Source organism: Candidatus Polarisedimenticolia bacterium (assembly GCA_035764505.1).
Taxonomy (GTDB): Bacteria; Acidobacteriota; Polarisedimenticolia; order Gp22-AA2; family AA152; genus AA152.
The window spans coordinates 1-20,508 of sequence record DASTZC010000057.1 but is presented as its reverse complement, the minus strand read 5'-3'; the positions used below and the strand labels follow the sequence as shown (position 1 = coordinate 20,508).

General features: G+C 65.9%; 17 protein-coding genes and 1 pseudogene. 10 read left to right on the top strand and 8 right to left on the bottom strand.

Annotated elements, in window-relative coordinates; all coding sequences use genetic code 11:
* Positions 1 to 2 precede the first annotated feature (2 nt).
* The 3 genes and pseudogenes from VFW45_03885 to VFW45_03875 form a co-directional block, all read right to left on the bottom strand.
* Positions 3 to 1,175, bottom strand: a pseudogene (locus VFW45_03885) (cation:proton antiporter).
* A 13-nt stretch (positions 1,176 to 1,188) separates the two neighbouring features.
* Positions 1,189 to 1,569, bottom strand: a complete 381-nt coding sequence (locus tag VFW45_03880; protein ID HEU5179907.1) for a hypothetical protein — start codon at positions 1,567 to 1,569, stop codon at positions 1,189 to 1,191.
* Between the two features lie 150 nt (positions 1,570 to 1,719).
* Positions 1,720 to 2,445: an alpha/beta fold hydrolase gene (locus tag VFW45_03875; protein HEU5179906.1), complete on the bottom strand. Its 726-nt coding sequence runs from the start codon at positions 2,443 to 2,445 to the stop codon at positions 1,720 to 1,722.
* 832 nt (positions 2,446 to 3,277) lie between these two features.
* On the opposite strand from VFW45_03875, the gene VFW45_03870 reads away from it, so the two are divergent.
* Positions 3,278 to 6,160, top strand: coding sequence for an AsmA-like C-terminal region-containing protein (locus tag VFW45_03870; GenBank protein ID HEU5179905.1), 2,883 nt, complete (start codon positions 3,278 to 3,280; stop codon positions 6,158 to 6,160).
* On the opposite strand, the gene VFW45_03865 is transcribed toward VFW45_03870, so the two are convergent.
* A complete protein-coding gene (locus tag VFW45_03865) occupies positions 6,135 to 7,025 on the bottom strand; it encodes a patatin-like phospholipase family protein (protein ID HEU5179904.1) in 891 nt (296 codons plus the stop codon). The two genes, VFW45_03870 and VFW45_03865, sit on opposite strands and share 26 nt — an antisense overlap.
* Before the next feature lie 234 nt (positions 7,026 to 7,259).
* On the opposite strand from VFW45_03865, the gene VFW45_03860 reads away from it, so the two are divergent.
* The 5 genes from VFW45_03860 (at position 7,260) to VFW45_03840 (ending at position 12,154) form a co-directional block, all read left to right on the top strand.
* Complete coding sequence (locus VFW45_03860) at positions 7,260 to 7,487, top strand: zinc ribbon domain-containing protein (protein ID HEU5179903.1); 228 nt, start codon at positions 7,260 to 7,262, stop codon at positions 7,485 to 7,487.
* A 1-nt stretch (position 7,488) separates the two neighbouring features.
* Positions 7,489 to 8,295 (top strand): DUF72 domain-containing protein, encoded by an 807-nt coding sequence (locus VFW45_03855; protein ID HEU5179902.1) that lies wholly within the window; start codon positions 7,489 to 7,491, stop codon positions 8,293 to 8,295.
* Positions 8,296 to 8,403: 108 nt separating this feature from the next.
* Positions 8,404 to 8,916, top strand: coding sequence for a (2Fe-2S)-binding protein (locus VFW45_03850; protein ID HEU5179901.1), 513 nt, complete (start codon positions 8,404 to 8,406; stop codon positions 8,914 to 8,916).
* On the top strand, positions 8,916 to 11,171 hold the full coding sequence (locus tag VFW45_03845) for a xanthine dehydrogenase family protein molybdopterin-binding subunit (GenBank protein ID HEU5179900.1): 2,256 nt from the start codon (positions 8,916 to 8,918) through the stop codon (positions 11,169 to 11,171). The genes VFW45_03850 and VFW45_03845 overlap by 1 nt, the downstream gene beginning before the upstream one ends.
* On the top strand, positions 11,165 to 12,154 hold the full coding sequence (locus VFW45_03840) for a xanthine dehydrogenase family protein subunit M (protein ID HEU5179899.1): 990 nt from the start codon (positions 11,165 to 11,167) through the stop codon (positions 12,152 to 12,154). The genes VFW45_03845 and VFW45_03840 overlap by 7 nt, the downstream gene beginning before the upstream one ends.
* A 78-nt stretch (positions 12,155 to 12,232) precedes the next feature.
* Here VFW45_03840 and VFW45_03835 read toward each other — a convergent pair whose 3' ends face one another.
* A complete protein-coding gene (locus VFW45_03835) occupies positions 12,233 to 13,294 on the bottom strand; it encodes an NTP transferase domain-containing protein (GenBank protein ID HEU5179898.1) in 1,062 nt (353 codons plus the stop codon).
* A gap of 154 nt (positions 13,295 to 13,448) precedes the next feature.
* On the opposite strand from VFW45_03835, the gene VFW45_03830 reads away from it, so the two are divergent.
* Positions 13,449 to 14,108, top strand: a complete 660-nt coding sequence (locus tag VFW45_03830; protein HEU5179897.1) for a DUF1054 family protein — start codon at positions 13,449 to 13,451, stop codon at positions 14,106 to 14,108.
* 11 nt (positions 14,109 to 14,119) lie between these two features.
* Here VFW45_03830 and VFW45_03825 read toward each other — a convergent pair whose 3' ends face one another.
* Genes VFW45_03825 through VFW45_03815 form a run of 3 tightly spaced genes read right to left on the bottom strand, consistent with a single transcriptional unit; the run spans position 14,120 to position 15,626 of the window.
* Positions 14,120 to 14,449, bottom strand: a complete 330-nt coding sequence (locus VFW45_03825) for a hypothetical protein (GenBank protein HEU5179896.1) — start codon at positions 14,447 to 14,449, stop codon at positions 14,120 to 14,122.
* 8 nt (positions 14,450 to 14,457) lie between these two features.
* Positions 14,458 to 15,009, bottom strand: a complete 552-nt coding sequence (locus VFW45_03820; protein ID HEU5179895.1) for a TlpA disulfide reductase family protein — start codon at positions 15,007 to 15,009, stop codon at positions 14,458 to 14,460.
* Complete coding sequence (locus VFW45_03815) at positions 15,006 to 15,626, bottom strand: heavy-metal-associated domain-containing protein (GenBank protein HEU5179894.1); 621 nt, start codon at positions 15,624 to 15,626, stop codon at positions 15,006 to 15,008. Before VFW45_03815 ends, VFW45_03820 begins: the two co-directional genes overlap by 4 nt.
* A 41-nt stretch (positions 15,627 to 15,667) precedes the next feature.
* On the opposite strand from VFW45_03815, the gene VFW45_03810 reads away from it, so the two are divergent.
* The 3 genes from VFW45_03810 to VFW45_03800 all read left to right on the top strand — a co-directional run bounded on the left by VFW45_03810 (position 15,668) and on the right by VFW45_03800 (position 20,460).
* Positions 15,668 to 17,482: a glycosyltransferase family 39 protein gene (locus VFW45_03810; protein HEU5179893.1), complete on the top strand. Its 1,815-nt coding sequence runs from the start codon at positions 15,668 to 15,670 to the stop codon at positions 17,480 to 17,482.
* Positions 17,479 to 19,032 (top strand): flippase activity-associated protein Agl23, encoded by a 1,554-nt coding sequence (locus VFW45_03805; GenBank protein HEU5179892.1) that lies wholly within the window; start codon positions 17,479 to 17,481, stop codon positions 19,030 to 19,032. The genes VFW45_03810 and VFW45_03805 overlap by 4 nt, the downstream gene beginning before the upstream one ends.
* A 132-nt stretch (positions 19,033 to 19,164) precedes the next feature.
* Positions 19,165 to 20,460, top strand: a complete 1,296-nt coding sequence (locus VFW45_03800; protein HEU5179891.1) for a PP2C family protein-serine/threonine phosphatase — start codon at positions 19,165 to 19,167, stop codon at positions 20,458 to 20,460.
* Positions 20,461 to 20,508: the final 48 nt, after the last annotated feature.

The following is a 20,508-nucleotide window of genomic DNA, read 5'->3' as shown; positions in this document are numbered from 1 at the left end:
CGGTCCACGCCGGCGAACATGAGCGGGTTCAGCGTAATGGAGATGAGCGCGCCAGCCACGATCAGCCCCATCCCCTCCGGAGGCAGGGCGCCCAGGGCTATCCCCAGGCCCGCCAGAATGAACGAGAACTCCCCAATCTGGGAGAGGGCCGCCGCGATGAGCGCCGCCGTGTGGCGGTCGCGGCGCAGCAGGAGCACGATGCCGAAAGCGGCGGCCGATTTGCCCAGGACCACGATGGCGACGACCCCCAGGACCTGGAGCGGCCGCTCCACCAGGATCGCCGGATCGAAGAGCATGCCGACGGCGACGAAGAACAGGGCGGCGAAAGCATCCTGCAGCGGCAGGAGATCTTTCGCCGCGCGGTGGCTCAGGTCCGATTCATTGATGACCATGCCGGCCACGAAGGCGCCGAGGGCAAGAGAAGCGCCGAAAAGCTCCGCGGAGCCGAAGGCGATGCCGACGGCCAGCGCCACGACGGCGAGAGTGAAGAGCTCGCGCGAGCGGGTCCTTTCCACGCGGCTGAGGAGCCTGGGGAAGATCCGCCGCCCGACGATCAACATGAAGACCACGAAGACGGCCACCTTCCCGAGGGCCAGGCCCAGATCGACCCATACGCCTCTCTGTCCCTCGGCCAGGCTACCCGGCGGCTTGCCTGCTTCCACCAGCGCCGGCAGCACGACGATCGCCAGGACCGTGAAGAGATCCTCGACAATGAGCCAGCCGACCGCGATCTTCCCATTCTCGGTCTCCAGCTGGTTGCGGGTCTCCAGGGCCCGGATCAGGACGACGGTGCTTGCCACCGAGAGCGCCAGGCCGAAGACGATGCCGGCCGGCACCGACCATCCCCATAAGGCGGCCGCCGCGACGCCCATCACGACAGCCGCAAGGATCTGCGCCACGGCGCCGGGGAGCGCCACCCGCCGCACGCTCAGCAAGTCGCCGATCGAGAAGTGCATCCCGACACCGAACATCAGGAGGATGACGCCTATTTCCGCCAGCTGGGGCGCTACTTCCCGGTCCGCCACGACGCCCGGCGTGAATGGTCCCACGGCGATGCCGGCCAGAAGGTAGCCGACCAGGGGCGGCAGCCGGAGCAGCACCGCCAGGTACCCTCCGGCGAAAGCGAAGGCCAGGCTGACGGCGATCGTGGTGACCAGGCTGAGATCGGTATGCAATGGCGTGTCCCGCTCAAGGGGAAGCGATCTTCCCCTGCTCCTGCGCAATGACCTGACCGCCGCATGTGTCGCAGCGCCCGGTAGCGGCCGCGATGCGCAGCGAATCATCCCCCAAAGGCGCGCCGCACTGTGGGCACGCAATCCGGGCGCGCAGCTTCGCCCGGACGAGCTGCGTCATCAGGATGGCGACCAGGGCGATGTAGACGAGAAAGGCAGGGCCCGCGATCCGCAGCTTGGGGCCGTTGGCCATATGGGCGTCGGCCCAGCGCAGAAAGATGAGCTGCGCCACGCCGCCCCCGACGCTGACTACGAGCAGGGCGAGGGACTCTTTCCAACCGATCTTGCCCAGGGCCGCGCGTTGTGCCTGGAAAGCTGCCCGCGTGTAAGGCTCCACGCTCCGTCCCAACGAGCGGCGGATTCCCTTGGAACAGGGAATCCGCACCGCTTCGGGCGGAATGGTACCACCTTGACGAGGTGTATTTATCGACCAGGCAGCGGGGCCGGCGGCGGAGCCGGGACGAAATGTCGATCGGGTTGCGGCACGTCAGGTCTTCCTGTTGGCTAGGAACCGCAGGATCTCTTTCATGAGCCGGTCGCCCTGGTCGGTCTCGAAGATGTACTGCGCGTGAGCGGAGCCCTCCAAGATCAGGAGCTGCTTCGGCTTCGGCGCCTTGGCGAATTGCTCGCGGATCTTTTGAATGCGGGGGCCGGCGGGGCCGGCGTCGTCGCGCGTGACCACGAACAGCTTGCGTCCCTTCATCTCCTCGGCGGGACCGCCTTCGCCTCCCGCCAGCAGGATCAAGGCGTCGATCTCTCCCTTCTGCGATTCGATCGAGGCGCCGGTGGCGGCGTTTGCTCCCATGCTGCCGCCGATGATCGACACGCTCTTTGCGCCGGTCTCGCGCAGATAGCGGACCGCTGCAAGAACGTCCAAAGGGGATCCGTAGCCGAGATTGAGCGCGGCCGGCCCTTCCTTCGAGCTGCCGAAGCCGCGCATATCGATTGCCAGGACGTGGTATCCCGATTTGACCAGCGCCTGCGCCTGCTTCTCCCAACTCTCCTTGGTGAAGCGGCCGCCGTGGACCAGGACCACGCCTTTGCTCCCCGCACCATAGGCATCGGCATGGATGATCCAGCCATCATCGGCCGGGAAGGAGACCTCCTGCTTCGTGGAGGTAGCGGCTGCCGAGGGTGCAGGATGGATGGCTCCCATTCCGGCGACGAGAACCGCCAGGAGAACCAACCCGCGCACCACCCCGCCTTCAAACATTCGAGCGTGCATCCCGGCCACAATCATCACCCACCTCCAGAAGACTCCGCTCAGGATCGTCTCGCGCCTTACCAGGCGCGGTGCGCGCCTGCCGGCATTCTTGCGCTCCGATCCGGCCTATGGCGCGAATCGTTGTCGCGAGCTCGGCTGCCACTCAAACCGCTTCGTGGAATCGCTTTTTGCTGCTCGGCTGTTGGGGCCGTTGCCACCATAGCATCCGCGGAGACGGGAGCCAATGAACCTGCAGGATCTGACGGGCTGAAGGGCGAATGGATGAAGGAGGGAAAGAGCAGCGTGGGAGAAACAGAAGCAAAAATAGAGACGGCGGGGACCATTCCCCGCCGCCCCAGCTCGTCGTACGCCGGTTGTCAGCTCAGTGTACGGTCAGCCGTTCCAGGTTGATAAAAGGCCGTCAGCCTGATCTTCCCGTAACGTCCGCACCTCGGCTTACTGCAAGAGGCGGGCCGCATCTGCCAGGACCGCGCGTCGAGAGGCTAACTTGTTCTCCTGGCGATCCTTTCGCTGCATGACAAAAGGGGGCTGTCAGGAATCGAGACGCGGCGGTCCTGGAGCGTGTGGAAATCATGCACACGTTTCGCCCGCAGGTACTTCTCCAACTCTTCCATCCAATGGACTTACAGCCCTGCCTGGACTTCCGACAGGGATGTTGGATCTCCGCACATTCGGCTGCATCCGCCTGGAATCCAAGGCCTGAAAGGACTAGCTTCTTGCGGGGTGGGAGTGGCGAACCCCATTCGACTCAAGGATTCGCCGGACTCGACCTCCGTGGATCGATCCTTAATAATGGCGTAACGGTCGGAAGGAGATTCTCATGAGCCCAGGAATCCGACGCGCGTCGTGGATTGCCGGCGTCCTGGTGATCGTCAGCGTCGCGCTCGCCATCGCCATCCCCTTTTTCGTCGACGTCAATACCTATCGCGGCAGGATCGAAACAGAAGCCGAAGCGATCCTGGGACGCGACGTAACTCTCGGGACAATGAAGCTGACGCTGCTGCCGATACCGGGCTTGAGCGTCAAGCCGCTTTCCATCGCTTCCGATCAGAAGGGAGACCCCCCGTTCCTGAACGCCGAGGCGCTTTCTGCCCATGCCCGCCTCATGCCGCTGCTGCAAGGGAAGATTGCCATCGCTTCGTTCACCGCGCACCGGCCGCAGCTCTATCTGCATCGCTATGCCGACGGGCATACCAATCTTCCCGATCTCTCGGGTGGCGCGGAGAAAGCGCGCGCGCAGGAGGCTTCGGGCTCGGCCGCCTCGGATGGCGGCATGAGCCTGGCGAAGCTGCGGATCGAAGGAGCGTCGCTGAAAGTGGTGGACGACGCCGTCGTTCCCGGAAGCACGGTGACCACCGTTCTCCCGAACGTCGACATTGCGCTGGATGATTTCGCCTCGGACGGCCCCTTCAGGATGAAGCTCTCGGCCGCTCTGCCGCCGCGCAGCTCCGGCTCGCTGGTGGTCCAGGGGACCGTGGCGCTGCCTCCTTCCGCCGGAGGCCCGGCGCCCGGCGAGTCGAGCCTCGACATGAAGCTCGACAAGTTCCAGCCATCGGCCTTCGCCCCTTACATCATGTGGCTTGCCGGCATCGAGCCGCCGCTCGGAAGTGCTTCGGGGAAGGTCCATTTGAACGCCCGGCTGGCCTCGACGCCCGAGGGAGTCTGGAAGACGGAAGGGGACGGCCGGCTGGAAGGCGATCTGGAGCTGCGCGGGGTCACGGTGCGCCCCACCGCGAAAGGCGCAAAGGCGGTGCGCGCTGGAGACCTGGACCTGAAAGCGCAGGCGGCAATCAAGGAGGGCGGGAATCGGATCGAGCTGTCGAGCTTCGAGGCCAAGACGGGCAAGACGCGCCTGGAGGCCGCCGGGACAATGCTGCGCGGGACACGAGGAAGCAACGTCGACGTCACCGTGAAGCCTTCGCAGGTGATGGCGGAAGATCTGGTCACGGTCGCCGCCCTGGTCGGCGTCGAGCTCCCCGCCGGGCTCAGCTCCAAGGCCCCGATCGGCTTTCAGGGAAAGGTCTCCGGGCCGCTGGATCATCCCGATCAGCTGAGCTTCAGCGGACAGATCGCGCTTTCCGGGGTGCGCTATGCCGACCCGTCCATGGGAAAACCGATCGAGGATATCGCCGGAAAGCTCACCTTCGTGAACGGCACCTTCAAGGTCAGCTCTCTGGCCGCGCGGGTGGGCGGGACGGTGGTGAACGGGGAAGCGACGCTGCGCAATTTCAACGCGCCGCAGGTCACCCTGAATCTCTCCTCCTCCAAGGCGAGTCTCGATGATCTGATGGCACTGATGACCCCGTCGTCGCCTTCCGCGCCGGCGGCCACGCGGGCCCAGGCCTCCAACGGCGGATCCACCGACCTGCTGGGAAAGGCCCAGGGCACCGGCACCGTCCGGATCCAGGAAGGCTCGTTCGGCAACTTCCGCTTCTCGCGCTTCGAGGGAGACCTGAAGCTCGCCAACAAGGTGGTCACCTTCGACCCGGTGTCGTTCCAGCTGTACGGCGGCACCTATCGGGGGGCGCTGACCGCCGACATGCGCGGCGCCACGCCGCGCTACGCTTACCGCAGCAGCCTCGCCGGCGTGGATGCCCAGCCTTTCCTGGCCGAGAACATGGGTGTGAAGGACCTTCTCGCCGGCCGGGTGTCGGCCGATCTGCAGATGGAAGGAAGCGGCAGCGGCCTCGACACCATCATGAAATCCCTGAACGGCAGCGGCACCCTCAAGGTGGAGCATGGCTGGATCGGCAAGCTGGATGTCCTGAAAGGGCTGGCGAAGGCCTCCGATTTCCTGGGAGAGAGGACGCTTTCGCAGGTCAGCTCGGGGCTCGCGAAGAACCGCACCGATTTCGAGCAGCTCACCGGGAACGTGACGATCGCCGGCGGGCGCGCCACCACCGACAACCTCAATCTGGTCTCGAAGGATCTGAGCGTGGCCGGGAAGGGAGGCTTCACGCTGGATGGCAACGTCGATCTCGACTTGAAGGTGCTCTTCTCGAAAGAGCTGACCCAGCAGATGCTGGCAGAAGGAAGCCGCGCCCGCTACCTGGAGCGCGAAGGGGATCGCATCGTCCTGCCGCTCACGATCCGCGGGCCGATCGCTTCGCCCACCTACATGGTCGACGTGAAGGGGATCATGCGCGGCGCCGCCAAGACCGAGATCGCGGAGAGGATACTCGGCGGCGGCAAGCGATCGCTTGGGGACATCGTCGGAGTTCTGCTGGGAGCGAAGGGGACGCAGGCTCCCGAGCCCAAGCCCTCGGCCGGCGGCGAGGCACCCCCCACGGAATCGCCATCGGGCGGCATCGCCACCCCCGCCAATGCCCCGCCCACGGGCCGGGCGCTCGCCAGCTCATCCGACGGCGCCGTCCAGATCAGCGGCTCCAAGTACGAAGGCGGGCTGCTGATGCCCGACCTGACCCTGCGCGGCACTTTTTCAGGAGTGGGACTTGCGGGCGCGGACATCAAGGTGGTCGGCAAGGGAGAGCGGACGGTCTTCGAGAAGACCGACGCCTTCAAGGAGATTGCCACCTGGAATGCCGCTCACGATCCCAAGGCGCCGGCGCAAATCCCCTTCAAGGTGAAGGTCGATGGGAAGAAGCTGGCTGGAGCCGGCGATCTGACCATCACCATCACGCTGCGGAAATCGGACGGCTCCGCCTCGGTGGGGACTTTCAGTGAGAAGAAGCCGGGGCTGTGAGGGCGGCGTCGAGGGCTTCGCGGATTCTGGGCAGCGCCGCCTCGCTCGCCTCCTCGCCGCGCGCGATGATCTCTTCCATCGTGTGGAAGTTGAAGAACGAGTGGACGTGCTCGAAGGTGGGGTAGATATCGACAATCTCTCCCTTGTGCCGGAAGCGGTGCAGCTCGCCGTGCACGCGGATCAGGTTGCTGGCTGAGACGCGCACCAGCTGGTTGAGCAGCCGCACCGGGCTGGTCAGCGGCGTCTCCAGCGACGAACCGAAAGACATCGACAGGATCACGTCCGCCCCCTCGGCAATCGCCACGTCGCACGGGATCGGATTGGTCATTCCCCCATCCACCAGCAGCGACTCTCCCCAGCGCACCGGCCGCATGTAGATCGGCAGCGAGATGCTGGCCCGCACGGCGCGCGCCACGTTTCCTTCCTTTAAGATCACCGGGCGGCCGGTACGGATGTCGGTGGCCACGATGCGCAGCGGAATGCGGGTATCGGCGAAGGTCTTGTCGGGGAACATCGCGTGGATGTTCCTCAGGATGCGCTTCCCCTTGATCAGCCCGAACTTCTCGATGCCACGCTTGCGCGGGCGCAGGAGGGAAATCAGGAGCCCGGAGTAGTCGAAGTCGCGGAAGATCTCCGGCTTCCAGTAGGACCAGAGGAAGCCCTCGATCTTGTCGAGCTCGCCGGGGTACAGGGCGTAGGAGGTGGCGAAGAGACTGCCGCCGCTGCTGGCGACGATGAGATCCACCGGGATCTTCTCGCGGACCAGGACGCGGAAAAGGCCAAGGCTCGCGATCGTCTTGATCCCGCCGGAGCCGAGGACCAGGGCCACCTTCGGCGCCCGGGCGGCTCCATCGCCTGACTGCATGATGGCTGTTTTTACCTCCGGCATTGCAGGAAAGATTATAGGCCCCGGGACGCGCCCGCATCAATGCCGCTTTGGTCGGGGCGGGCCGAAGCCTGGGGCTTCTCAGGCCGGCCGGCGGCATCGGCCAACTCCGGCTCCGAGGTCGGCCGGAGGCCGGATACCACGAAAATCATGGACATCGGCGCGATGGCGGCGCTAGAATGCCGGCAAGTGCGAGTCGTTGGAGCTCTTTCCATGCCCTTGTTCGAGTTCCGCTGCCACGATTGCGGCGAGCAATTCGAGACCGTCGTCTTCGATCGCAACCGCCAGATCACCTGTAAGAAATGCCACAGCGCAAGGGTGGAGAAGCTGATCTCCGTCTTCGCGGTGGCCGGCGGCTCACGATCGGAGACTGCCGCGCTGGAGCCAGGACCGTGCACCAGCTGTGGCGCATCCCAGCGGGGGATGTGCAACCTCGATTGACGTGAGCTCCCTCCGGATCGGCGCCTCCTCCTGGAGCGCCCCGTCGTGGGAGGGGGTTTTCTATCCCAAGGGCACCCTGCCCGCCGAGTACCTCCCCTTCTATGCTGCCGAGTTCGACACCGTCGAGGTCGACGCCACGTTCTACCGGACTCCGAGCAGCCGGATGGTCGACGCCTGGCGCGAGCGCACGCCCCCCGGTTTTCTGTTCGCGGCCAAGGTCCCGCAGGTCATCACGCACGAGAAGCTGCTGGCTGATTGCGCCGCCGAAATGAATGAGTTCGTAACGACGATGGACCGGCTGGGAGACAAGCTGGGACCGCTGCTCTTCCAGTTCCGCTACTTCAAGGAGTCGGAGCTTCCCGAGCCGGATCCGTTCCTGGACCGGCTGGAGCGCTTCCTGCCATCGCTTCCTGATGGACACCGCTTCGCCGTGGAGGTGAGGAACAAGAGCCTCATCACACGGAGGCTGCTGGATATTCTGAGCAAGCACCGGATCGCCCTGGCGCTCATCGATCACCCCTGGTTCTATCGCATCGACACGATGATGATGAAGACCGGCGTCCTCACCGCCGATTTCGTATACCTGCGCTGGCTGGGGGATCGCTACAAGATCGAGGAGCAGACGAAGCGCTGGGACCGGATCATCATCGACCGGTCCCGCGAGATGGAGCACTGGATCGCGGCGATCCGGAAGATGCTCGAGCAGGAGCGCTCCGTCTACGGCTACTTCAACAACCACTACGCCGGCTACGCCGTCGGCTCTCTCCGGTATTTCCGCGACCTCTGGCAGCAGGAATCTTCCTCTTAGATCAGGTTTTGTCGAGTTTCTTCTCACAAGGGCACTTTCCCGGTTGGATGCCTCGTCGGGTCCAAGGAGGTTGACTTGGATCTCCGGGCAAGGTGAAATGCCGCCCTCATGGAAAACATTGTCGGTCCCGGAAAAACGCCGCTGCTTCTACAGGTGAACGGCCGTGACGTGACGGTGAGCGTCGAGCCGCGCGCCACGCTGTTGGAGGTCCTGCGCAACGAGCTGGACCTGACCGGCACCAAGAACGTCTGTGAGCTGGGAGAGTGCGGGGCCTGCACCGTCCTGATCGACGGAGAGGCGCGCTATGCCTGCCTGACCCTGGCGATTCAGGTTGCAGGCCGAGAGATCACCACCATCGAGGGACTGGCGGCTTCGGAGAGAGAGCTGCATCCGCTGCAGCAGGCCTTCGTCGAGAAGGACGGCCTGCAGTGCGGCTTCTGCACGCCGGGACAGATCATGGCGGCCATGGCGCTGCTGGAGTCGAACCGCGAGCCAACGCCGGAAGAGATCCGCGCCGCGCTGGCGGGAAACACCTGCCGCTGCGGCGCCTACCCAAAGATCTTCGAGGCGGTGGCCGAAGCGGCCAGCCGGATGGCCATTCGGGTGCCGGGCGAGGACTGATGCCCACCAAGAAGAAGGCGAAGGTGAAGCTGGGGTTTCCGGGCCACTTCAAGGAGACCGAAGTCGCACTGGTGTCGGGAGAGCCGGAGCCTTGGGGCTTCGACGCCGAGCTGAAGGTGGTCGGGACCCGGGTGCCCCGCGTCGACGGGCCCGACAAGGTAAGCGGCCGGGCGCGCTACACCTTCGACCTGAGCCTGCCGGGGATGCTGCACGCCACCGTCCTGCGCTGTCCCCATCCGCACGCCCGCCTGAAGCGCATCGACCTGAGCAAAGTCGAGGCGCATCCCGAGGTCCGCGCGGTCCTGGTCATGGAGGAGAAGGAATACCGCTTCGCGGGTGTCGAGGTGGCGGCGGTCGCAGCGACGACGCTTGCCGCGGCGCACGAGGCGCTGCGTCTGATCGAGATCGAGTACGAGGTCCTGCCTTTCGTCACCGATCCCGAGAAGGCCCGCACTGTGGGTGCGCCCAAAGTCAGGAAGGAAGGCAATCGCGACGTCAGCGCCGACAAGCGCCGCGGCGATCTCGATGCGGGCTTCCGCAAGGCCGATGTGGAAGTCGAGGTGCGGGTGACGACGCCGGTGGCGCTGCATGCCTGCCTGGAAGGCCACGGAAGCCTGGCGCGCTGGGAAGGCGACCATCTCACGGTCTGGGATTCGACGCAGGCGGTTTTCGACGTGCGCGACAGCCTCGCCGCCGCATTGAAGCATCCGCCGGCCAAAGTCCGCATCATCAAGGATCACGCCGGCGGCGGGTTCGGCAGCAAGCTGCAGATGTGGACGCACACGCCGATCGCGGCGCGGCTGGCGAAGCTTGCCAACGCCCCCGTGAAGCTGCTCCTGAGCCGGCACGAGGATTTTCTGTGCACCGGCAACCGTCATTCTTCGGTGCAGCGCGTCAGACTCGCCGCCCGGCGCGACGGGGCCTTCACGGCGCTCTCCTGGGACAGCTATGGCACGGGAGGCGTGGAAAGCGGAGCGGAGACCTCGGGGCCGATCGAGGGAATGTACCGGGTTCCGGCCGTCGGCATTCACGAGGAAGATGTCTACACGAACGCCGGCCCCGCCTGCGCGATGCGTGCGCCGGGGCACGTGCAGGGGATGGTCGCCCTCGAAGCGGCGATCGATGAGCTGAGCGAGAAGGTGTGTCTGGATCCGCTGGAGGTACGGCTGCTCAACGACAAGAGTGCGATCCGGAAGGCCGAGCTGCGATTGGGCGCGGAGCGGATCGGCTGGAGCCGGCGCAGGCCTTCGGGAAGCGATCGCGGAGCGCTCAAGCGGGGTCTCGGAGTGGCGGGGACGACCTGGGATGGTTCGGGGCTTCCGGGCCCCGAGGTAGAGGTGACGCTCGAGGCGGATGGGCGCATCGAGGTGTTCTGCTGCACGCAGGACATCGGCACCGGCACTCGGACGATCCTGGCCCAGGTCGTCGCGGAAGAGCTGCGCGTCCCGGTCGAGGAGGTCCACGTCTATCTGGGCGACTCCTATTTCCCCTATTCGATCCTGAGCGGTGGAAGCCTGACGGCCGCATGCGTCACACCGGCGGCGCGGGCGGCGGCTGCCAGACTGCGCCACGCGCTCCTCAAGCTCGCATCGGGCCCGCTGGAGACCGACGAGCAGGCTCTCGACATCGAAGGCAGGTGCGTCTGCATTCTCGGTCGCGGCCGCAGCCTTCCATGGGTAGAAGTGCTGCAGGGCACCAGGGAAAAGCTTTCCCTGAAGGGCGTCCACCTCGACAAGCAGACCCGCAAGCTGACGGCGAAGGCGCAGCGCCAGGCCAACTACGAGGGCTTCGAGTCCGGGGCCGCCGGCTGCCAGTTCGTGGAGGTCGAGGTCGACACGGAGCTGGGGAAGGTGCGCGTCCTTCGGGTGGTGGCGGTGCACGATTCGGGACGCATCCTCAATCCCCTGCTCTGGGAAAGCCAGGTCAACGGCGGAATCATCCAGGGGATCTCCTTCGCGCTGCTGGAGCAGCGCGTGATGGACCATCGCTACGGCAGGATGCTCAACGCCGACCTGGAGACCTACAAGGTCCTCGGCGCGCTCGAGATTCCCGCGATCGAGATCATCCCCTTCCCCGTGGCGGCGGGCTTCAACAACACCCAGGTTGTCGGAATCGGCGAGCCGGCCATCATCCCGACCGCCGCCGCGGTGGCCAACGCGGTGGCGAACGCCCTCGGCTTCCGCATTCCCGATCTGCCAATCACCCCCGACAAAGTGCTCGATGCTCTGGCCTCCCGGGGAGAAGGGGCGTGCTGAGCGGCTTCGAATACACCACACCCGCCACGCTGAATGACGCGCTGGAGCTGCTCGCGGAATCGCCGGCCGGCGTCGCGCCGATTGCCGGCGGCACCGACCTGATTACGCAGATGCGTACCGGCATCGCCGCGCCGCGGCGTCTGGTGAGCCTGGCCTCAATCGCAGAGCTGGCCTGTCTCGAGATCAACGAGGATGGGCTGCGAGCCGGAGCGTTGACGCCGCTCGTCCGGATCGCGTCCGACCCGCAGATTCGCACGCACTGGACCGCCCTGGCACAAGGGGCTGGCGCGGCGGCCTCTCCGCAAATCCGCAATGCCGGCACGCTGGGCGGCAACCTCTGCCAGCGGCCGCGCTGCTGGTATTTCCGCAGCGAGGATTTCCACTGCCGCAAGAAGGGAGGAAACGAGTGCTTTGCCCTCGAAGGAGAGAACAAGTACCACGCCATCTTCGGAGGCGATGACTGCCGGATCGTCCACCCCTCCGACACCGCTCCGGCGCTCATCGCTTTCGGCGCCGAGGTGAGCTTGCGATCTGCGCGCGGGGACCGCCGGCTGCCGCTGGAGAGCTTCTTTGCCTTGCCGTCAGCCGACGTCACGCGCGAGAACGTCCTCGAGCGCGATGAGATCGTCGCCGAGCTGCGGGTCCCGAATCCTCCGCCCGGGACACGCTCCGCCTACCTCAAGGTCAAGGAGAAGGATTCCTTCGATTTCGCGATGGTCTCCTGCGCCGCGGTATTGAGCTTCGATGGCGACCGGTGCACACGCGCCCGCCTCGTTCTCGGGGGCGTCGCCCCCATCCCCTGGCGCTGCGCGGCGGCCGAGCAGCTCCTGGAAGACCGCCCTCTCGGTGACGACGCCATCGCCGCCTGCGCGAGGGCGGCGCTCGAAGGAGCGTCTCCCCTCTCGAAGAACCGCTACAAAGTGCTCATGGCGCAGGCAGCCATCCGCCGCGTCCTTGCGAGCCTGGCCTCCTCGCCAGATTGAGGCACCTGATCAAATCGCGGCCCTTCAGGCGCGGCGGTCTTCAGCCGCCGGCTGTAAGGGTGCCCCTGTTCCCAGCTGCTAATTCGCAGATTCGCGGGGGGCGGGCTTGGGCGGCTGTCGCCGCTGTGCCTGGGCGGGAATCTTCGGGAGCTCCTGTTCCATCGCTTCCTCGGGGAAGAAAGGCAGCAGCCCGCGCTGGTGCCGTCGCCATGCCTCGAGGTTGTCGCGGATGACCCCGTAGTCTTTCTCATCGTCGATGTCGATCGACAGCCCGCCAAAGGGGCTGACGAGAGAAATGAAGCGGCATCCGAGCATCCGTGACGCAGTCTGCTCGATGACGTTCAGATCCAGGCGGTTCCGGGCGATCCGCGCCAGCGCGGGAAGGCCCGCCCGATCCAGCATCGACACCGCCTGCAGGAAGGCGACGTGCCCCGCCCCGCGCACTCCCGCCGGGTTCCCCAGGAAAGTCCGGATCAGCCGCAGCACGCTGCGCCATTGCGTCAGCTTGCGCGCTGCGAAACCCTGCTGCAGCACCTCGAGGTTGCGGATGCGCGCCGGACGGGCCAGATAGATGTTCGCCAGCCTCAGGCGCTGGTGTTTCAGCTCCATGTAGGGGCGGTAGATTCCCCGGCGCGTCGCGGCCGGGTAGAACGGCGCCAGCGCCACCTCATCGGAGACCCCGGCGAAGAAGTCGACCCGCTCCTGCAGCTCGCGCTCGCGGGCGAACCCGCGATCCACGAAATCGGCGATCGCCTCGGGGACGGCAAGTGGAACGTCGGAAGTGATGAACAGATAGAGGTGGTCCAGGGATCCTGCGCCGGCAGATACCGCGCGAGGCAGGAGAGCGGCCTCCGCGGTGCGGTAAGCCTCGAAGGCGTTGTCGAGCATCCGCCCTTTCTCACCAACCGACTGGTAGCCATAGATGGCCGGCGGCAGGCGCCGCGCCAGGTCCTCGGAGGGTCCGACCACGAAGATCCGCCCGACGCGCTGCGAATCCCGCAGCGCTTCGAGGACGTAATGCAGGCAAGGGTGATCGCCCAGGGGCAGGAATGCCTTGTTGTGGCCCTGAATCAGCCTTCGCTTGTCCTGGTGCGTGCCCGCCAGGACGACGGCATCCACTTTCGGGGCAGCCAAGGTCACTCGCGATTCTCCGCGGCGTCTTCAAAAGGGCTGTCGAGTGTTGGGCCGGCAGATTTTACCGGACTCCTCCCCCCCCTTCAACCTCTACCCATCAACCACTGCCCGTAACCTCTATATAATGGCCCGGAGCCGATCCACCCCCTAGGTCCAGGGCATGTCGTCTCCCTTTCGCTTTCCCGGCTTTTCGCCGGATGATTTCCGCCTCTTCGGCATTCCCGACCGGAACCGCCGGCGGGAGGCGATCCTCCAGATCCTCCACCCCAAGCTTGCCGCCCTGGGCGAAGACATCCTCTCCGATTTCCGTCGCCGCGGGATCGAGGGTCTTTTCCCTCACCTCCCGCAGCTCAACTGGCCGCGCGGCTACCAGCCTTTCTGCACCTGGCTGGCGCTCTCCAACCAGCCGCACCGCTACCAGGACCTGGCGCAGCTGAACGTCGGCATCCACGAGGCCTTCGTGGCGGTGCGGCTGGGCTTCGACACCTCGGGCTATGCCTTCGGCCGCCTTCTCTTCCTGATATCCCATGGTGATCTCGAGGAGGCCTTCGCCCGGGTGGCGGGGCCGGCGCAGCTGCGCTGCCGCGTCTACCGGCCCGCGCCCTGGCCGGAAGGATCGCGGGCCATCTACGACTCGGGGGAGGATTTCGCGAGAGGGGTACGGACCGCGGAGCGCGAGTCGGCGAACTGGTTCGAGGTGGGCAGGATCTTCACGCGAGATTCCGAGGAGACCGGGCTCTACCATCCGGAGTTCGCGGCCGTCGCCATCCAGGTCCTCCTCTCCCTGTACCCGCTGTTCCGCAGGCTGGCGGGACCCTGAGCGGCAACGGCTCAGTGGACGGTCTCGTCTCCTTCCTCGATCTCTGTCTGCTCGAGGTACTCGCTCATGAACTCGCGGAAGGAAGCGAGCGCCTCGTCCACTTTCGTGCTGATCTCGCGTGCCACACGACGCTTCTCGGTAAAAGGAAGGGAGCCGAAGCGCTCGTAGCGCGCCACGCGCTCCGGGAGAAGCTTGATCCGCTCGGAGAGCATATCCAGGAACTTGACGATCTCCTGCCGGGACATCTCTCCCTTCAGGATTCTCTCCTTGATCACGCTCATGACCTTCAGGAGAGCCTCGTCCAGCTCCCGTAGTCTTTCGTCCAGTTCCTGGCCTTCCATCGTGCCGCCTACTTTATTCCGAGCAGGGAATGGAGGTCCTCCTCCAGCTCGCGCTTCTCCATCTCCCCGACATAGCTGTTGATGACCTTTCCGGTGCGATCCAGGACGAAGGTGGTGGGAAGCCCCACGATTCCGCCAAAAGCCTTCTCGACTTCCTGGCTCGACTGCAGCGACGTGTATTCGATGTGGACCTCCTTGTCGAACCCCGCCAGCGCCTTGGCGTTCTCGTCCACCGAGATACCGATGATCTCGACACCCTGGTCGTGGTACCGCTGGTGCAGGTCGTTCAGCCAGGGGATGGCGGCGCGGCAGGGAGGACACCAGGTGGCCCAGAAGTCGACCACCCGGATCTTGCCGTCGAACTTGCTGAGATCCACGCTCGATCCGCCCAGCGCCGGCTGCAGGGAGAGCTTCAACGAGACGACCTGGTCGCCGGTGGGGGCGCCCCCCTTGGGCGCGCCGGCTGCGCCGGAAGAGCCTTGCGAGCATGCGGTGATCGCCGGCAAGGCCGCGAGCGTAAGGAGCATGATGGCGGAGCGGGCGCGTGTCGTGAGCATCATCGTGGTAAGGCCTCTACCTCGTAGCTGAGAACCGAAAGACTCGGGGGAAGCGACGCCGGGTGGCGGTGCAGGCGCGCCTTCAGCTTGACCCGGCTTGGACCCCCCGTCAACGCCAGGAGGAGGCTTCTCAGCTCCGCCCCCTCCAGGAGATCGTAGCTTTCTTTCGCGCCCGCGACGCGGAAAGTGAGCCGGTCGTTCTCACCATGGGCAACGGTGCCTGTCGCGGTCACGATTTCATCGCCTTGCGGGGCGAAGCCGGCTGTCTCCAGCCGCGACCGGATGCCCGGGAGATCCAGCCCGCCTCCGGGAGCGGCGGTGATCGTGAGACGCCCCGACGGGTTCTCCACCGCCACCTCACCGACCCCGGGCTGCGCCTTCAGGAGCCGCTCCAGGGTGGTCACGCACAACGAGCAGCGGATGCCGTCGACTCGAATCTGTGCTTCCTCGACGGAGGCCCGCGCGACGCCGCAGGCGCCGCACAGGATCAGACAGGGGAGGAAGAGTTTTCCGGAAAAGATGGCGCGCTGCTCCCGACCGGAAGTTCCCCGGCATTCTACCACGGAGGTGAAGGGGGTTGTCCCGGTGGCGCCGCCGGCGCGGGCCGAGAAGCCTCGCATGTCCCTGGGGTACACTGTTGCGCGGGATAGGGAGCGCCGATTTGGGCAGGCAGAGCCGCACCAGAAAGCTTCGGAAAGAGGTCAAGAGCGACCCGCGCGAAGCCTCGGGCGAGGCGGTCGCCGCGCCGCGGCTCGAGGTCCCCCCCGCCATGGTCCGGCTGGTCCTGGGCGCAATCCTGCTGGCCGCCCTTCTCCTGCGGCTCGGGCTGCTCGCGCAGTATCGGACCGGGAGCGTCTTCTACAGCCAGCTGATGCTGGATGCCCAGGTCTACGACGATTGGGCCCAAAAGATCGCGGCGGGGAGGTGGCTGGGCGGCGAGGTCTTCTATCACGCTCCCCTCTATCCCTATCTTCTCGCCGTCGCCTACAGCCTCTTCGGGCATCACTACCTTCCCATCTACCTGCTCCAGATCGCCCTTGGTCTGGGACAGGTTTATCTCGTCTATCGGATCGGGCGCGAAGCGGCCTCCGAGTGGGTCGGCCTGACCGCCGCCGGATTGTTGACCTTCTACGCGGCCCTCCCTTTCTTCGAGCTGAAGATCATGGCCGTGGCGCTGGCGATGTTCCTGTGCACCGCGGCGCTCGCGCTCCTGATGGACGCATGGAAAAAGGGCGGAATTATCCGGTGGGTCCTTTCCGGAGCGCTGATTGGGGCCGCCGCCCTGGCCGCGCCTGCCGCGCTCCTCCTGGCGCCGGTTTACGCCGTAGCTCTTTTGGCACGCGGCACCCGCTGGGTCGAAGCGGGGGCCCTGGCCGCGGGAACGCTTCTGGCGATCGCCCCTGCCACGATCCACAACCTGGCCGCCGGGGGAGGCTTCATCCCGATCTCTTCGCAGGGAGGCATCACCTTCTATCAGGGAAACAGCCTGAAGTCGCGCGGCCTCTACCGGACGGTCGAAGGATTCACCGGATCTCCTCTGTCGCAGCAGCAGGAGGAAAGGTCGGCTGCCGAGAAGGCCACGGGGCATCCTCTCAAGGACTCCGAGGTTTCGGCTTACTGGTTCGGAAAGGGGCTCGATGCCATCGCCGCGCAGCCGGGCGCCGCCATCGGCTTGCTGCAGATGAAGCTCTGGCGCTGGTTCTCCAGCATCGAATACTCCACGGAGTACAGCCAGGCAGTGGAGCGGCGTGACCTGACCTTGCTCTGGGTGCTGCTGCTTCCCTGGGGAGTGCTGGCGGTCGGCGGTGTCGCGGGCATGCTGCTGGGACGCAGCGTCTATCCGGGTCTCGCTCCTGTCTCGCTCTACCTGGCAGGAACAATCCTGCCTCCCCTCATCTTCTACGTCTCGTCGCGTTACCGGCTGGCGGCGGCCCCGGCCCTGGCGATTCTCTGCGCCGTCACGCTGGAGCGCCTCGTGGCCTCGGTCCGCGCTCGCGGTCTGATCCATGCGCTTCCGATCGCACTCGTCCTGATCATCCTCACCGGCGTCACCCTGGTGCCCCTGGGAAGGGACCATCTCTTCCAGGAAGCCAACGTCCGCTACAACGCCGGCAACCTCTTCTACGACCGGGGTGATTACGACACTGCCATCACCCTGTACAGCCAGGCGCTGGAAGTGAACGATTTCGAGTACTACCGCATCAACCTGGGAAACGCACTGAGGGGCAAGGGGCGGCTCGACGAGGCGATCCAGCAGTACCAGCTGGTGGCGCAGAAGAAGCCGCGTTTCGCGAAGGCTTACGTGCAGTGGGCCAAGGTGCTGGTGATGCAGGGGAAGAGGGACGAGGCGCGGGCGATCTACGCGCGCGCGGTGAACCTCGGCCTGCGCAGCCGGGAGCTGGAACCGGCCCTCGGCCTGAGCGGAGCCGGCGCGGGGACGGAGATTGCGGAGCCCGCGTCCCGGGAGGCCCCGTGACGCGGAGCGGCAAGCCCGCGCCTCTGTCCCGCCTCGGCACTTTTCTCTTCATCGGCCTTCTGGTTGCCGGCGCCTGGCTGCGCCTGGCGCAGCTCGAGCGACGGCCGCTGCACGGCGACGAAGCGGTGGGCGCCTCGCTGTCGCTCGATGTGGCGAAAACCGGCTCTTTCCTCTATTTCTCCGCCAACCGGCACGGACCTTTCCAGTACTTCCTCGATGGATGGGTGATGCGCTGGAAGGGGACCTCGACTACCGCGATCCGCTTTCCCTTCGCCTTTGCGGGGAGCCTTCTCGCGCTCGGCTTACTGCCGATGCGCGCGGCGCTCGGGGAAGCTGGATGGTTGTTCACCACTTCGCTCCTGACCTTTTCTCCTTTCTTCGTCTATTACTCGCGCTACGCCATCCAGGAAATCCTCTTCGCTCTGGCCACCGCCCTGATGCTGGCGTGCGCCGCCTCCTTCGCCCGCACCGGACAAGGTCGCGCGCTGTTCGGCACGCTCCTGTCGGCTGCCTGGATGGTGACGCAGAAGGAGACCTTCCTGATTGTGTGGGGATGCCTGGGGGCGGCCGCGCTGGCCGGGTGGATGATCGGCGGAGCGCGCTTCCGTAGCGCGGTCAGCGGCGCCGCGAAGGCGCTGGCCCGTAGCTGGCTATGGGGGGTGGCCGGGGCCGCTTGCGGCGCCTTGCTGATTGCCTTTTTCTACACCGATCGGTTCCAGGACAACTCCGGGCTGGCCAATCTGGCGGTGAACCTGGTCGATCTCGTGCGCCATGGAGCCTCCACCGCGTCCGCCTCCGAGCTCCACCGCCATCCCGCCGTCTTCTATGTTTCCCTGCTCACGCGCTATGAATGGCTCATCCTCGCCGGTTTCGCCGTCGGAATCTGGTTTGCCCTGCGCGGCCGGCGGCCACTGCCCCTGTTCTTCACGTCGTACGCGCTCCTGTTGCTGGCCGTCCACTTCTATCTCGCCTACAAGACTCCCTGGCTTCTGCTGAGCCCTCTTCTCGGCATGGCGCTCGTGGCCGGCACCGCAATGAATCGGGCCGCGGATCGCTTCCCGGTCGCCGCGCCGGCAGCAGGCTTGACTCTGGCGGCGTTCCTGCCTCTCCTCCTGTTGCCGGCGACACTGCGGACCAGCTTCCAGCGTCCGGCCGATCCGGCGCTGGGACTTGCTTATCATCATGCCGGCGCCGAGCAGCTGACGTTGGCCGACGAAATCCGGCGCGCCGTCGCCGCCGCTCCCGCGAATATCTCCCCCAAGGCGGTCGTCGCCCTTCCTTATTACTGGCCGCTCGCCTGGTACCTGCGCGACGAAACACAGGTTTTCTTCGAGGCCTCGGCGATCCCGGGTGAGCCGGTCCAGGTGCTCTCCGCCGTCCCGATTCTGGTGACGCTGCAGAGCGCCGACCCGAAGTTCGTGAAGGCCTTCGTGCCGGGGGGCCAGGTCCCCGATTTCACTCTGCCGGGCCACGCGTCACGTACGGTCGCGTTGATTCCACCCGACTATCTCGTCGGGAAGGTCTGGACTCTCGAGGCCGCGTCTCCTTGAGCCAATCGGCCTGCTCACGACACTGCCGTCACAAGTCCGTCGCCACCACGACGCAAGTGCGCCGGGTTGATTGACTTGGATCAGCGGCTCGGTCAGGATCACGCTCCCAATCCGGCGTCTGGAAGGAGATCCTTGGAAACCCGCCGCGCATCTGAATCGCCCGTGAAGCCGATCCCTCCCGCCGGAACCGAGCACAAGGCCTGGTACCGCAAGCTCGAGCGCACGCTCCACGACATCGAGCGCTCCGAGGACGTGGCGGAGATGCTCTCTGCGGCGCTGGCCTCGATCGTGCGCGACTTCCGCGGGGAGCTGGGAATCGTGGGAGGGCGCCTCTACCGCAAGGAGGGAGCCCGGTACGTCCTCAAGCACCAGGTGGGAAAGTCGCGCGCCCCTCTCGGCTACAAGATTCCGACGCGCTACCAACCGATCAAGATCCTGCAGCGCAGCGGCTACCTCCTGATGCGGGAGAGCGACCCGGGTTTCGACCACCGCATCGAGGAGACGGTGGGGGTGAAGGTCTTCGCCGCCATCCTGGTGGGCGAGGAGGACGAATACTGCATCTCCTTCTCGCTGAAGGGGCGCATCCTCGAGGCACGCACCTCCTACGCGCTCAACACCATCCGGCACGTGCTCAACCTGCGCCTGCGTGAGCAGGCCCTGTTCGACATCCTGCTCGAGGCGCGCGAGATTCAGGTCTCCCTGCTCCCCAAGTCGGCCCCGAAGATGAAGGAGTACGACATCCACGGCCGCTCGATCCCGGCGGAGGTCGTGGGGGGCGACCTGTACGACTACATCCCGATCTCCGACGTCGTGCTCGGCGTGGCGATCGCCGACGCCTCCGGGCACGGCCTCCCCGCGGCGCTGCAGGCGCGCGACGTGATCATCGGATTGCGCATGGGGATGGCGGAGGACCTGAAGATCGTCAAGACCCTGGAGAAGCTGAACCGGGTCATCAGCCGCTCCGCCCTCGCCTCGAAGTTCGTATCGCTCTTCTACGGGGAGCTGGAGACGAACGGCAATTTCATCTACTCCAATTGCGGCCATCCCCCGGCACTGCTCTACCATCGCGAGCGCTTCACGGAGCTGAAGCAGGGAGGCCCGGTCCTGGGACCGACGCTGGGTACGCGCTTCCAGCGCGGCTACGCCCGCATCCGGCGCGGCGACGTCCTGGTTCTCTACACCGACGGCGTCTCCGAGGCCGCCAACGACAACGACGAAGAGTTCGGCGTCGGGCGCATCCGCAAGACCATCGCCGACAACCTGCACCGCAGCGCCGCCGAGATCGTGGACCGGCTGTTCAAGGCGGTCCATGAGCACTCCGGCCGCCCGACGCCGCTCGATGATCAGACCGTGGTCGTCCTCAAAGCCCGCGGTAGCGCGTCACCCGCTCCGCTCGCCACGGTAAAGACCGGCGCCGGCCTTCGGTAGGGCCCCCGTCGAGGAGCTACTTTGTGAGGCGCGCCTTCACCGCCTGGA